Here is a 13427-nt window from a genome sequence, read left to right on the forward strand (position 1 = left end):
ACGGGAATTGCCGGTTTACCCCGTGCGTATCGCAAGGGTATAATCCGCACCTCGGAGTTGGCTGGGCAATCGCTGCTTCGTCGTTGTGTCCCTCGGGACAGACGGGCGGAGGGGAGGAAAGTCCGGGCTTCACAGGGCAGGGTGCCAGGTAACGCCTGGGGGGCGCGAGCCTACGACCAGTGCAACAGAGAGCAGACCGCCGATGGCCCGCAAGGGATCAGGTAAGGGTGAAAGGGTGCGGTAAGAGCGCACCGCGCGACTGGCAACAGTTCGTGGCACGGTAAACTCCACCCGAAGCAAGACCAAATAGGCCCCTATTGGCGCGGCCCGCGTTGGGGGCGGGTAGGTTGCTTGAGCCAGCGAGCGATTGCTGGCCTAGAGGAATGATTGCTACCCGGGGCAACCCGGTACAGAACCCGGCTTACAGGCCGACTCCGACCTCATTCCGAAGAGCCCCGCGATTTATCGCGGGGCTCTTTTTTATGCATGAGAAAATATGGCTTCGTTGGCAGGATATTTTCGGCCTTGTCATTTTGAATGAAATTATATGTTTTAAATCAATCGAATAGTTTCGTATTTGGCACGATGGCAGCGATAGATGGTGATAGAACCCAGGATGATTGTTCGCACCCGCATATTGTGTGTGTTCTCAGTTCATTCACTTATTTCAATTAATCACCAGAGCCTAAAGCCAAATAACTTGTGGAAAATCAACCCACTCAATCTGCGGTATGCAAATGCTGCGTCAATATGTTCCCTCTGCCCCATCTCCTTGCTTGAAAAGCCCCCTGCACGTCCTTAAACTTCAAGGTGGGGAAAAGTGGATCAAAGTGGTTTTTAGAGGGGCAATCAGCCTCCTCATTCACCTTCAGGGACAGCAATTTGTTGCGTGGCGCTCATGCCATCAGCCTGGACAGTAAAGGGCGGTTGGCGATTCCGACCAAATTCCGTGACTGGCTGCGCGACGAAAGCGACGGCCAGCTGGTCTGCACCATCGATATTGCCCATCCCTGTCTGCTGCTTTATCCCCTGAACGAGTGGGAAGAGGTCGAGCGCAAGCTAAAGACCCTCTCCAGCATGAATCCTCAAGAGCGCCGTTTGCAGCGGCTGCTGCTGGGTCATGCAACCGAATGCGAGCTGGATGGCAATGGCCGTCTGCTGCTCAGCCAGCCACTGCGTAACCATGCGGGGCTGGACAAGAAGATCATGTTGGTGGGCCAGCTCAACAAATTCGAGCTGTGGGATGAAGCCCGCTGGCAGCAACAGGTCAATGACGACATCTTGGGTCTGCCCGGGGACGATTGGGCAAGCTCACCACGACTACAGGATTTCTCTTTATAAATGACCCAAGCCGCTGAACACATCACAGTGCTGCTGCACGAAGCCGTCGAAGGTCTGGCCATCAAGCCGGACGGTGTCTATGTCGACGGTACTTTTGGCCGTGGTGGTCATTCTCGTCTGATCCTGCAGCACCTTGGCCCCAATGGCCGCCTGATCGCCATCGACCGCGATCCCCAGGCGATCGCCGAAGCGGCCAAGATCCAGGATCCCCGTTTCGAAGTTGTGCACGGCCCCTTCTCCGGCATCGCCTCCTATCTCGATGAGCGCGGTTTGCTGGGCAAGGTGGATGGCTTCCTGCTGGATCTGGGGGTCTCTTCACCCCAGCTGGATGATGCCGAGCGCGGCTTCAGCTTTATGAAAGATGGTCCGCTCGATATGCGGATGGACCCCAGTTCCGGCCAGAGCGCCGCCGAGTGGCTTGCCAAGGCCGATGTGGATGATATCGCCTGGGTGCTGAAGACCTTCGGTGAGGAGCGCTTTGCCAAGAAGATCGCCCGCGCCATCGTCCACGACCGGGTGACCGAGCCTTACGTGCGTACCCGTCAGCTGGCTGAGATGATTGCCCGGGTCAATCCGAGCAAGGAGAAGGGCAAGCATGCGGCAACCCGCAGTTTCCAGGCCATCCGCATCTATATCAACAGCGAGCTGGACGAGATCGAAACCGCGCTCAACGGTGCATTGGACGTTCTGGCACCACATGGCCGTCTGTCTGTGATCAGCTTCCACTCGCTGGAAGACCGGCTGGTGAAACACTTCATTCGCAAGCACGAGAAGGGGCCTGAAGTACCCTACGGCATTCCCTTGACCGAGGCCCAGCTGGCTGGCGGTCGCAAATTGAAGTCGGTCGGCAAGGCGCTCAAGCCTTCTGATCATGAGGTCTCTGAAAACACCCGTTCGCGCAGCTCGGTGCTGCGGGTCGCCGAGCGGCTGGCGGAGTAAGCGATGAGCGAAGTACGTGTCCACCTAGCCAAGGAGATCGTTGCCGATCTCTGGCGGCACAAGCTGCAGATTTTTCTGTCGGTTGCCGTACTGGTGACCGCGTTTGCCGTGATCCTCGTGACCAACATGACCCGTGGCCTCACCGCCAAACAGAATGACCTGATGGCGGAAGAGGATCGCCTCAATATCGAATGGCGCCACCTCTTGCTGGAGCAGGGCACTCTGGCGGAACACTCCCGGGTCGCCACGCTGGCCATGGACAAGTTGCAAATGGGTCGCCCTCTGGTGACCACCGAGAAGGTAATTACTCTGCCATGAAACGGAAGGCTACAGCCAAAACCGCTAAAGCGAACGTTAAAGCGCCATCTATCTATCCGTGGCGCTTCCGCACGCTGGTCGTATTCATCGGCATCGCCTTTGTCGGGCTGATCCTCCGTCTGGCCTGGATCCAGGTGATCAATCCGGATCGTCTGCGTCAGGAGGGGGACATGCGCTCTCTGCGAACAACCTCCACCCAAGCGGTGCGCGGCATGATCACCGATCGCAATGGTGAACAGTTGGCTGTTTCCGTTCCGGTCGAGGCGGTCTGGGCCGATCCCAAGACAGTGCACGAGTCCGGCGCTATCCACAATGAGCGGGCCTGGATGGCGCTCTCAGCAGTCCTCAAAATCGATATCAATACTCTCAAGCAACGTATCGCCAACCCCAGCAAGCGCTTCGTCTATCTGCAGCGTCAGGTAACGCCCGCTGTCTCTGAATACATCAAGGGGCTCAAGCTGGGCGGTGTCTATCTGCGTCCCGAGTCGCGCCGCTTCTATCCGACTGGCGAAATCAGTGCCCACTTGGTGGGGGTAACCAACATCGATGGCAACGGGATCGAGGGGATCGAGCGCAGCTACAACGAGTGGCTGACGGCGACACCGGGCGAGATGCGGGTGCGCAAGGACCGGCAGGGCAGGGTCATCGAGCGTCTTGGTATCGTCAAAGAGGGCAAGAACGCCAACGATCTGCAGCTCAGCATCGATCAGCGGGTGCAAGCATTGGCCTACCGTGCCCTCAAGCGGGCAACCGACGAGAACAAGGCAACGTCCGGCTCCATGGTGATGCTGGATATCAAGACCGGCGAAGTGCTCGCCATGGTCAATACCCCCTCCTATAACCCGAACAACCGCGGCCAGTATCAGAGTTTCCGGGTACGCAACCGGGTGGTGACCGATACCTACGAGCCGGGCTCCACAGTCAAGCCGCTGATTTTGCTAAGTGCCTTGCAGGCGGGTGTCACCAGCTGGAAGGATTTCATTCCCGGTGGTCCGCTCTTTATCGGTGCCAAGCAGATCAAGGACGTCAGTATTCACAAGGCGACCAACCTTTACGATATCCTGCGCTACTCCTCCAACATCGGCATGTCGCGCATTGCCCTGCGGATGCCGGCCCAAGAGATGATCAACACCCTCAGTATGTTCGGTTTCGGTATGGATACCGGTAGCGGACTGATGGGCGAGAGCGGTGGTATGTTGCCTCAGCGTCGGCGCTGGTCCGATATCGAGCGGGCGACCCTTTCGTTTGGTTATGGTCTGCGGGTTACCCCGCTGCAACTGGCTTCCGCCTACGCCACCCTGGCCAACAAGGGCAAGCGAGTGCCCATCTCCATCGTCAAGGTGACCACGCCGCCCAAGGGTGAGCAGGTGATCGATCACAATAACGCCTCCGCCATGCTGCAGGCGCTGGAGTACGTAGTCGACAACGCTATTCCCAAGGCCAAGATTCCGGGTTATCGGGTCGGTGGCAAGAGTGGTACCGCCAAGGTCGCCGTTGCCGGAGGCTACGGCAAGGATTACATGGCCTGGTTTGCCGGTTTTGCCCCTGCCAGTAATCCCCGTTTCGTCATGGTGGTGGTGATTAACGAGCCAAAAGGTAGTGCCTACTATGGCGGTGCCGTGGCGACCCCGCCGTTTGCAGAGGCCATGGGCGGGGTACTGCAACTCTTCAATATTCGTCCTGATGCGGTGCCCACAGCGGTGCCCGCCAAACTTGCCCGTACGGAGGCTCCTCTTGTCCCGCGCACTTGATGCATTACTGCGCCCCTTCGGTATTCAGGCGCCGGCGCTCACTCTGACCGATATCCAGCTGGATAGTCGGCGGGTCAGGCCCGGCACGCTCTTCGTGGCCATTTGCGGTCATCAGGTGGATGGCAGACGTTTCATCGAACAGGCGGTGGCTCAGGGAGCGACCGCTGTTGTGTTTGAGGAGGATGGTGAATTTATCCCACCATCGACTCCGGTTCCCTGTATCGGGATGCGGGATCTGCCCGCTCATCTCTCTGCGCTTGCCGGGTATTTCTACGACCAGCCCGCCAAAAAACTGGCGCTGGTCGGGATCACCGGTACCAACGGCAAGAGCACCACTGCACTGCTGGTCGCCAACTGGCGCACCCTGCTGGGTGGTAAGGCCGGGGTGATGGGCACCATCGGCAACGGCCTGTTTGGCCATCTGATCGAAGCGGAAAATACCACTGGCAGCGCCGTGCAGGTACAAGCCAATCTGGCTGCGCTGCAAGAGCAGGGGGCGGATCTGGTGGCGATGGAGGTCTCCAGCCATGGTCTGGTGCAGCACCGTGTCGCCGCGCTGCCCTTTTCCGCCGCTGTCTTTACCAACCTGAGCCGGGATCACCTCGACTACCACGGCACCATGGAAGCCTATGGCGCGGCCAAGGAGCAGCTGCTGCAGCTGGTCGATGAGTCGAATGCGGTGATTAACCGGGATGACGAATTGGGTGCCAAGTGGCTCGAAAAATACCCGGCAGCAGTGGCTTTCAGTGTGAATGGCCCGATTGAATACCATTTTGGCCGTCAATTAACGGCGCAGCAGCTCGATTTTCACCAGCAAGGTTTTCGCGCGCAGATTAACTCCAGTTGGGGGAATGGTGTATTATCCGCCCCCTTGCTCGGGCGCTTCAACGTCAGCAATGTGCTGGCGGCGATGGGCGTAATGCTGGTGCTCGGTTACGACTTCCATGAGCTACTGGCAACTGCCCCGAAATTGCAGCCGGTGACCGGTCGCATGGAGTGTTTCGGCGGTGGTGATACGCCGCTGGCGGTGGTCGATTACGCCCACACTCCTGATGCGCTGGAAAAGGCATTGCAGGCCCTGCGGGTGCACTGCACCGGCCAGCTTTGGTGTCTGATTGGCTGTGGTGGCGACCGCGATCGCGGCAAGCGTCCCATGATGGCCGCCATGGCCGAGCAGTATGCGGATCGCGTGATCCTGACCGACGACAATCCCCGTACCGAGGAGCCGGCCCGGATCATGGCCGACATGGTGGCGGGTCTTCGCGATCCTGCTGCGGTGCAGGTGGAGCACGACCGGGTCAAGGCGATTGCGCTGGCCATCGGTCAGGCGAGCAAGCAGGACATCATCCTGGTGGCCGGTAAGGGCCATGAGGATTATCAGATCATTGGAACCGACAAGCGGCACTACAGCGACCGGGAAACCGTCGCGGCCGCCTTGCACACATTATTGGAGTCATTCAAATGATGACCCTCAGGCTTGCCGAGCTGGCGCAGGTACTCGATGCCCGTCTGATTGGTGACGACGGCGAGATCACCGTCGTCAGTACCGACACCCGCACTTTGGGCGCGGGTGCCCTGTTCGTTGCCCTGCGCGGCGAGCGTTTCGATGCCCACGATTTTTGCGAGCAGGCTGTTCAGGCAGGGGCCTCTGCCTTGCTGGTCGAGCGTGAGCTGCCGCTGGCTATTCCCCAGCTGGTGGTGGCGGACAGCCTCAAGGGGCTGGGCCGACTCGGCAAGCTGGTGCGCGAGCGCATCAATCCGAAAGTGCTGGCCATTACCGGCAGCTGCGGCAAGACCACAGTGAAGGAGATGGCAACTGCCATCCTGCGCAACGAAGGGGAAGTGCTGGCCACCGCTGGCAACTTCAACAATGAGGTGGGCGTGCCGCTCACCCTGCTGCGCCTCGAGCCGCAACACCAGTTTGCGGTGATGGAGCTGGGAGCAAACCACAAGGGCGAAATCGCTTGGACTACCTCGCTGGCCAAGCCCGATGCCGCCATCATCAACAACGTCGCAGCTGCCCATCTTGAGGGCTTCGGCTCTCTTGAGGGGATCTACCACGCCAAGAGCGAAATTTTTGAGGGCTTGAGCGAAGGCGGCACCGCCATCGTCAACGCCGACAACGAATTCTGGCCGAAGTGGCGCGAGCGTGGCATTCGCTGCGCCTTCTCCATCGAGGATCAGAGCCAGCCGTTCCATGCTCGCGATGTGGTTCTCAACGCTCAGGGTTGTGCCGAGTTCGTCATGGTAACCCCGCAGGGTGAGGTGAGCCTGACTCTGGCGATCCCCGGCCGCCATAACGTGGCCAATGCGCTGGCTGCCGCCGCGGGCTGTCTGGCCCTCGGTGCATCCCTCGCCTGTGTCAAGGTGGGGCTGGAGCAGATGGCACCGGTCAAGGGACGCTTCTGCGTCCAGCGCTGGGGCGGTCTGACTCTGGTGGATGATACCTACAATGCCAGCGTGGAGTCCGTGCTGGCGGGCATCGATGCCTTGACCGCCATGAGCGGCTTTAAGGTGCTGGTGTTTGGCGACATGCGGGAACTGGGTGAGGAGTCTGCCGAGCAACATGCCCGGGTTGGCCGTCATGCCCGCGAGTGCGGTCTGGATGCTGTGCTGACAGTAGGGGAACATAGTCGCTATACCGCAGATGCCGCGGCTGGCCGACATTTCGATAACAAGGCGTCGTTGTTTGAAGTGCTTGCGCAAATGATAAATACACATCAGGAAATTTCGATTCTGGTCAAGGGTGCCCGTGGCTCCCGCATGGAAGATATCGTCGAGATGGTCAAAGGCCATCAGGAGTCAGCCACATGCTAGTCTGGCTGGCCGAACTGCTCACCCCGCACTTCACCTTCTTCAACGTCTTCTCCTACCTGACGTTTCGCGCCATCCTGTCGATCATCACCGGACTGGGGGTTGCCCTCTGGATGGGGCCGCGCCTGATCCGTCGCCTGCAGATCCTGAAGTTTGGTCAGGTGATCCGCAACGACGGTCCCGAGTCCCACCTCAGCAAGCGGGGCACCCCGACTATGGGTGGCCTGATGATCATTGCTGCGATTTTCACGTCTGTGCTGCTCTGGTGCCGCCTCGACAACCCCTATGTCTGGCTGGTGCTGTTTGTGCTGGGTGCCTATGGCGCCATCGGCTTTGCCGACGACTACCTCAAGGTGGTGCGCAAGAATACCGACGGCCTGATCGCACGCTGGAAGTATTTCTGGCAATCCGCGGTAGCGCTGGCGGTGGCTGTGTTCCTCTATGCGACCGCAACCCATGAGGGACAGACCCAGCTGGTGGTGCCTTTCCTCAAGGATGTGATGCCGCAGCTTGGTCTGATGTTTATCGTGCTGACCTACTTTGTCATCGTCGGTACCTCCAATGCGGTCAACCTGACCGACGGTCTCGACGGCCTGGCCATCATGCCGACCGTGATGGTGGCGGGGGGCTTTGCCCTGATCGCCTGGGCTACCGGTAACGTCAACTTTGCCAACTACCTGCACATTCCCTACGTGCCCTATACCTCCGAGCTGGTGATCGTTTGTACCGCCATCGTCGGGGCGGGTCTGGGTTTCCTCTGGTTCAACACCTATCCGGCGCAGGTATTCATGGGGGACGTCGGTTCCCTGGCGCTGGGCGGCGCGCTCGGCACCATCGCAGTGCTGGTGCGTCAGGAGTTCCTGCTGGTGATCATGGGCGGCGTCTTCGTGATGGAGACTGTCTCGGTGATCCTGCAGGTGGGGTCATACAAACTGCGCGGCGTGCGGATCTTCCGCATGGCGCCGATCCATCACCACTACGAGAAGAAGGGCTGGCCGGAGCCGCGCGTCATCGTGCGCTTCTGGATCATCACCCTCGTGCTGGTGCTGCTGGGTCTTGCCACCCTGAAGGTGAGGTAAGGCCATGGTCATCATCATCGGATTGGGCAAAACCGGACTCTCCTGTGTCGATTACTTCCTCGGCCGTGGCGTTACGCCGCTGGTGATGGATACCCGTGCCAACCCGCCTGGCAAGGATCAGCTGCCGCCAGAAGTGGAGTTTATCCACGGGCTGGATGAAGAGCTGCTCAAGCAGGCGCATATGATCGTAGCGAGTCCGGGTATTGCCCTGGCTACCCCTGAATTGAAAGCGGCTGCCGAATGTGGTGTGCAGATCGTCGGCGATATCGAGTTGTTCGTTCGCGAGACCGAGACACCGGTCATTGCCATCACAGGTTCCAATGGCAAGAGCACTGTCACTACGCTGGTGGGTGAGATGATTGCCGAAGCCGGGCTCAAGGTGGGCGTGGGCGGCAATATCGGTACGCCTGCGCTGGAGCTGCTCAAGCAGCCGATGGATCTCTGCGTATTGGAGCTCTCCAGCTTCCAGCTGGAGACCACTCACAGTTTGCGTGCTGCAGCCTCTGTGGTGCTGAACCTCTCTGAAGATCACATGGATCGCTATCAGGGCATGGCCGACTACCGCGCCGCCAAGATGGAGATCCATCAGCACTCCAAACACATTCTGGTCAATCGCGACGATCCCCAGACTTTGCCCGATGTGGGTCAGGTGTGGCAGAGCTTCGGTCTTGACTGCAATGGCTATGGCCGCTGCCTGCTGGATGGCCGCTACTGGTTGACCCTGCACGGCGAGCCGCTGCTGGCGGTGGACGAGATGAAGATCGTCGGTGCCCACAATCAGGCCAACGCGCTGGCCGCCATGGCGCTGTGCGATGCGGTCGGCATTCCCCGCGCTGCCCAGCTCACCGTGCTGCGCCGCTTTGAAGGCTTGCCCCACCGTGCCCGTTTCGTGCGCGAAGTGAACGGGGTGCGCTGGATCAACGACTCCAAAGCCACCAACGTGGGAGCTACGCTAGCTGCCGTTGCCGGTGTGCGCGAGTCGGTCAAGGGGCGCCTGTTGCTGCTGGCCGGTGGTCAGGGCAAGGGGCAGGATTTTGGCCCGATCCAGGCGCTGCTGGGCAACCAGATCGATCACATGTACTGCTTCGGTCAGGATGCCGAGGTGCTGCTGGCGCTGGGCGAGCAGACCGAACGGGTGGCCGACCTGGCCACTGCGGTTGCCAAGGCGGCTGCCGATGCCAAGCCCGGTGACTGGGTGCTGCTGGCGCCAGCCTGTGCCAGCCTCGATCAGTTCAAGTCGTTCGAGGTGCGTGGCGATCGCTTTACCGAGATGGTGATGGCGCTATGAATGCCCTTCGCGCAGCCGCAGGTCTGTTCCAGCGCTGGCTATTGCCGGCGCGCCCTGCCGGCCTCTATGACCGGCAGTTGGTGTTGCTGGCGATCTCCCTGATGGCGGTCGGGGTGGTGATCGTGGCATCAGCCTCGATCCCGGAGGGGATCTCCCTGGGGGATGATCCCTTCATGTTTGTGAAGCGTCACGCCATGTTTCTGGTGATGGCGATCGGTATCTCCTGGTTTGTGTTGCAGGTGCCGATGGCGCGCTGGCAGGAGTACAACGGACCCATGCTGTTGCTGGCCATTCTGCTGCTGGTACTGGTGCTGGTGGTCGGGCGCAATGTCAACGGTGCGGTGCGCTGGCTGCCACTGGGCCCCTTCAACCTGCAGCCGGCCGAGTTTGGCAAGCTGGCCCTATTCGTCTATCTGGCCGGTTATCTGGTGCGGCGTCAGAACGAGGTGCGTGAAGCCTGGCTTGGCTTCCTGAAGCCCTTGGCAGTATTCGGGGTGTTGGCGATCCTGTTGCTGCTGCAACCGGATCTGGGGTCGACCGTGGTGATGTTCGTCACCTCGTTCGGCATGCTGTTTCTGGCTGGCGCCAAACTGTGGCAGTTCATGATCCTTATCGGTGGCGGTCTTGGTGGGGTGATCATGCTGATCATCGTCGAGCCATACCGGATGCGTCGGGTGACCTCTTTTATGGATCCCTGGGCCGATCCGTTTGGCAGTGGCTACCAGTTGACCCAGTCGCTGATGGCGTTTGGCCGTGGCAGCTGGTTTGGCGAAGGGCTCGGCAACTCCATCCAGAAGATGGAGTACCTGCCGGAAGCGCATACCGACTTCGTGTTTGCGATCCTCGGCGAAGAGCTGGGTTACGTCGGGGTACTGGGCGCCCTGTGTCTCATCTTTGCGTTGGCGATCAAGGCGTTGAAGCTGGGGCATCGCGCCCTGCAAGCCGACCGCCTCTATGATGGCTATCTGGCTATCGGTATCGGCATCTGGTTCAGTTTCCAGACCTTCGTCAACGTTGGCGCAGCCAGCGGCATGATGCCGACCAAGGGGTTGACCCTGCCGCTGGTCAGTTACGGCGGCTCGAGTCTCATCATCATGACAGTGGCGGTGAGCATGTTGATTCGAATCGATTTTGAGTTGCGTCAGGCGACTGCCCAGGCGCGGGTGCGGGAGGTTTAGTGAGCAAGACGCTGTTGGTGATGGCAGGTGGTACCGGGGGGCATGTCTTTCCCGGTCTGGCCGTGGCCGATCGACTGAGGAAGCAGGGCTGGACTGTCCACTGGCTGGGGACGGCGGACCGGATGGAGGCGGAGCTGGTGCCCGCCCATGGTTATCCCATCTCCTTCATCGATATTCAGGGGGTGCGTGGCAACGGCATCAAGCGACTGCTGATGGCGCCCTATCGCATCGTCAAATCAATCTTGCAGGCGCGTCAGGTGCTCAAGACTGTTCGCCCGGATGTGGTGCTCGGTATGGGGGGCTTTGCCTCCGGTCCGGGGGGAGTGGCTGCCTGGTTCTCCGGCATCCCGTTGCTGCTCCATGAGCAGAATGCTGCTGCAGGCATGACCAACAAGCTGCTGGCGCGTATTGCCAAGCGGGTGCTGATGGCATTTCCGGGCGCCTTCGCGCCGAGCCGCCGTACCGCCGTGGTAGGCAATCCGGTGCGTCCCGAAGTGGTCGCCCTGCCGGATCCGCAGCTTCGCAGCGAAGCCGAGCCGCTGCATCTGCTGATCGTCGGTGGCAGCCTGGGTGCCCGGGTGCTCAACCAGCAGGTACCCGCTGCGGTGGCGGCGGCTGGTGTGCCTATCGAGGTGCGTCACCAGTGTGGCAAGGGCAATGCCGAGACAGTGTCTGCTGCCTATACCCAGCACGGCATCAATGCCGAGGTGAGTGAATTTATCAAGGATATGGCCGGCGCCTATGCCTGGGCCGATCTGGTTGTCTGCCGGGCGGGAGCCCTGACGGTATCCGAGGTGGCCGCCGCCGGGGTGGCAGCCATTTTCGTCCCGCTGCCCCATGCAGTGGATGATCACCAGACCCGTAACGCTCTGACTCTGGTCGACGGTGGTGCGGCCGAATTCCTGCCCCAGTCCGAGCTGACCACCACCTCGCTGGCGGCGCGCCTCTCCTGGCTGGCTGGCCGCAGGGAGACCCTGTTTAGCATGGCTCAGGCCGCCCGTCGCGTTGCCATTACCGATGCGGCCGAGCGGGTTGCTGATGAGTGCAAGCGGCTCGCCAGTGGGCAGCGTGGTAAAGATTAATGAGCAAGGTTGCAGTGGTGACTCCGTGCAGCCTTGTACCTGTATGTATTGATGCCGCCGTGCAGCCGAGCTTTGACGGTACATGGCCTGCGGCAGACTAAAGAGACGATTATGACCAAGGTTGAACTGGCAAAACTGCGTACTGTGATCCCCGAAATGCGCCGCGTGCGTCGCATCCACTTTATCGGCATCGGTGGTGCCGGTATGGGCGGGATCGCCGAAGTGCTTGCCAACGAAGGGTATCAGGTAACGGGTTCGGATTTGGCTCGCAACGCCGTGACCGAGCGGTTGGCCGGACTGGGCGCTCACATCTTCGTCGGTCACAGTGCCGAACACGTCGAGGGGGCCAGCGTGGTGGTGGTCTCTACCGCCATCAAGCAGGACAACCCGGAGCTGCTGGCTGCTCGCGAACTGCGGATCCCGGTGGTGCGCCGTGCCGAGATGCTGGCCGAGCTGATGCGTTTCCGCCACGGTATCGCCATCGCCGGTACCCACGGCAAGACCACCACCACCAGTCTGGTGGCGAGCATCTATGCCGAAGCCGACCGCGATCCGACCTTCGTCATCGGTGGCCTGCTCAACAGTGCCGGCACCAATGCCCGCCTGGGCAGCAGCCGCTACCTGATTGCCGAGGCGGATGAGAGCGACGCCTCTTTCCTGCATCTGCAGCCGATGGTCTCTATCGTGACCAACATCGAAGCGGATCACATGGATACCTACGGCGGTGACTTCTCCAGGCTGAAGGCCACCTTCATCGAGTTTCTGCACAATCTGCCCTTCTACGGACTGGCGGTGGTCTGCATCGATGATCCGGTGATCCGTGGCATGTTGCCGGAGATTGCCCGCCCGACCCTGACCTACGGTCTCTCTGAAGACGCTGACGTGCAGGTACTGGATTTTGTCCAGACCAACAACCACAGTCGCTTCCGGGTGCGCCGCAAAGAGGCGGGTGAACTGCAAGTCACCCTTAATTTGCCGGGCATTCACAACGCCTTGAACGCCGCCGCGGCGATAGCTGTCGCGACGGAAGACGGTGTTAGCGATGAGGCCATCATCTCTGCTCTGGCCAAATTTGAAGGGGTTGGTCGTCGCTTCCAGCAGTATGGCGAGTTTGAAACCGGTCGCGGCAAGGCGATGCTGGTGGACGATTATGGACACCACCCGAGCGAAGTGAAGGTCACTATCAATGCCGCCCGTGCCGGTTGGCCCGAGAAGCGTCTGGTGATGGTGTTCCAGCCGCACCGTTATACCCGCACCCGCGACCTCTACGAGGACTTCGCCGATGTGCTCTCCAAGGTAGACGTGCTGGTGATGCTGGAGGTTTATGCTGCCGGTGAGGAGCCGATCCCAGGCGCTGATGGACGGGCACTGTGCCGCTCCATTCGCTCGCGCGGCAACCTGGAACCCATCTTCGTCGCTACACCGGATGACGTGCCAGCCGTGCTGGCCGACCTGATTGGCGAGGGGGATTTGGTGCTGACTCAAGGCGCCGGGAACGTCGGGGCGCTGGCCCGTCGTCTTGGCGAGATGAAATTGAGCATAGATAGCATGAAATCTGGTGCCTGAGGGCCCAATGAGTATTTTGACCGCCAAGCCGGGGCCTATATAATGGCGAACCGGTCTGTCAAAGGCCGGTT

11 protein-coding genes and 1 other RNA gene are annotated in these 13427 nt (G+C 60.4%); all 12 read left to right on the top strand.

Annotated elements, in window-relative coordinates:
- The first annotated feature begins 53 nt into the window (after positions 1 to 53).
- The 12 genes from rnpB to murC all read left to right on the top strand — a co-directional run bounded on the left by rnpB (position 54) and on the right by murC (position 13356).
- Positions 54 to 440: RNase P RNA component class A (gene rnpB / locus G5315_RS09450), an RNA gene on the top strand.
- A 442-nt stretch (positions 441 to 882) separates the two neighbouring features.
- Positions 883 to 1341, top strand: a complete 459-nt coding sequence (gene mraZ / locus G5315_RS09455; protein ID WP_013723406.1) for a division/cell wall cluster transcriptional repressor MraZ — start codon at positions 883 to 885, stop codon at positions 1339 to 1341.
- Complete coding sequence (rsmH, locus tag G5315_RS09460; protein ID WP_421332942.1) at positions 1342 to 2280, top strand: 16S rRNA (cytosine(1402)-N(4))-methyltransferase RsmH; 939 nt, start codon at positions 1342 to 1344, stop codon at positions 2278 to 2280.
- Positions 2281 to 2283: 3 nt separating this feature from the next.
- Complete coding sequence (ftsL, locus tag G5315_RS09465) at positions 2284 to 2598, top strand: cell division protein FtsL (RefSeq protein WP_216952213.1); 315 nt, start codon at positions 2284 to 2286, stop codon at positions 2596 to 2598.
- Complete coding sequence (locus G5315_RS09470; protein WP_216952212.1) at positions 2595 to 4349, top strand: penicillin-binding transpeptidase domain-containing protein; 1755 nt, start codon at positions 2595 to 2597, stop codon at positions 4347 to 4349. The genes ftsL and G5315_RS09470 overlap by 4 nt, the downstream gene beginning before the upstream one ends.
- A complete protein-coding gene (gene murE, locus G5315_RS09475; RefSeq protein ID WP_421332943.1) occupies positions 4282 to 5814 on the top strand; it encodes a UDP-N-acetylmuramoyl-L-alanyl-D-glutamate--2,6-diaminopimelate ligase in 1533 nt (510 codons plus the stop codon). The genes G5315_RS09470 and murE overlap by 68 nt, the downstream gene beginning before the upstream one ends.
- A complete protein-coding gene (locus G5315_RS09480; protein WP_421263417.1) occupies positions 5811 to 7166 on the top strand; it encodes a UDP-N-acetylmuramoyl-tripeptide--D-alanyl-D-alanine ligase in 1356 nt (451 codons plus the stop codon). Before murE ends, G5315_RS09480 begins: the two co-directional genes overlap by 4 nt.
- The gene (mraY, locus tag G5315_RS09485; protein ID WP_005355120.1) at positions 7160 to 8242 is read left to right on the top strand and encodes a phospho-N-acetylmuramoyl-pentapeptide-transferase; all 1083 of its coding nucleotides are present in this window, start codon (positions 7160 to 7162) and stop codon (positions 8240 to 8242) included. The genes G5315_RS09480 and mraY overlap by 7 nt, the downstream gene beginning before the upstream one ends.
- Before the next feature lie 4 nt (positions 8243 to 8246).
- Positions 8247 to 9530 (top strand): UDP-N-acetylmuramoyl-L-alanine--D-glutamate ligase, encoded by a 1284-nt coding sequence (gene murD, locus G5315_RS09490; RefSeq protein ID WP_421332944.1) that lies wholly within the window; start codon positions 8247 to 8249, stop codon positions 9528 to 9530.
- Positions 9527 to 10708 (top strand): cell division protein FtsW, encoded by a 1182-nt coding sequence (gene ftsW / locus G5315_RS09495; protein ID WP_421263419.1) that lies wholly within the window; start codon positions 9527 to 9529, stop codon positions 10706 to 10708. Before murD ends, ftsW begins: the two co-directional genes overlap by 4 nt.
- Positions 10708 to 11790, top strand: coding sequence for an undecaprenyldiphospho-muramoylpentapeptide beta-N-acetylglucosaminyltransferase (murG, locus tag G5315_RS09500; protein ID WP_421332945.1), 1083 nt, complete (start codon positions 10708 to 10710; stop codon positions 11788 to 11790). The genes ftsW and murG overlap by 1 nt, the downstream gene beginning before the upstream one ends.
- A gap of 111 nt (positions 11791 to 11901) precedes the next feature.
- Positions 11902 to 13356: a UDP-N-acetylmuramate--L-alanine ligase gene (gene murC / locus G5315_RS09505; RefSeq protein ID WP_421332946.1), complete on the top strand. Its 1455-nt coding sequence runs from the start codon at positions 11902 to 11904 to the stop codon at positions 13354 to 13356.
- Positions 13357 to 13427 lie beyond the last annotated feature (71 nt).

The sequence above is a fragment of the Aeromonas sp. 603607 genome, from assembly GCF_049171595.1.
Taxonomy (GTDB): domain Bacteria; phylum Pseudomonadota; class Gammaproteobacteria; order Enterobacterales; family Aeromonadaceae; genus Aeromonas; species Aeromonas veronii.

Coding starts and splice junctions, on each gene's coding strand:
- rsmH (WP_421332942.1), top strand. CDS start 1,342: ATGACCCAAGCCGCTGAACACATCACAGTGCTGCTGCACGAAGCCGTC.
- ftsL (WP_216952213.1), top strand. CDS start 2,284: ATGAGCGAAGTACGTGTCCACCTAGCCAAGGAGATCGTTGCCGATCTC.
- G5315_RS09470 (WP_216952212.1), top strand. CDS start 2,595: ATGAAACGGAAGGCTACAGCCAAAACCGCTAAAGCGAACGTTAAAGCG.
- murE (WP_421332943.1), top strand. CDS start 4,282: ATGCGGTGCCCACAGCGGTGCCCGCCAAACTTGCCCGTACGGAGGCTC.
- G5315_RS09480 (WP_421263417.1), top strand. CDS start 5,811: ATGATGACCCTCAGGCTTGCCGAGCTGGCGCAGGTACTCGATGCCCGT.
- mraY (WP_005355120.1), top strand. CDS start 7,160: ATGCTAGTCTGGCTGGCCGAACTGCTCACCCCGCACTTCACCTTCTTC.
- murD (WP_421332944.1), top strand. CDS start 8,247: ATGGTCATCATCATCGGATTGGGCAAAACCGGACTCTCCTGTGTCGAT.
- ftsW (WP_421263419.1), top strand. CDS start 9,527: ATGAATGCCCTTCGCGCAGCCGCAGGTCTGTTCCAGCGCTGGCTATTG.
- murC (WP_421332946.1), top strand. CDS start 11,902: ATGACCAAGGTTGAACTGGCAAAACTGCGTACTGTGATCCCCGAAATG.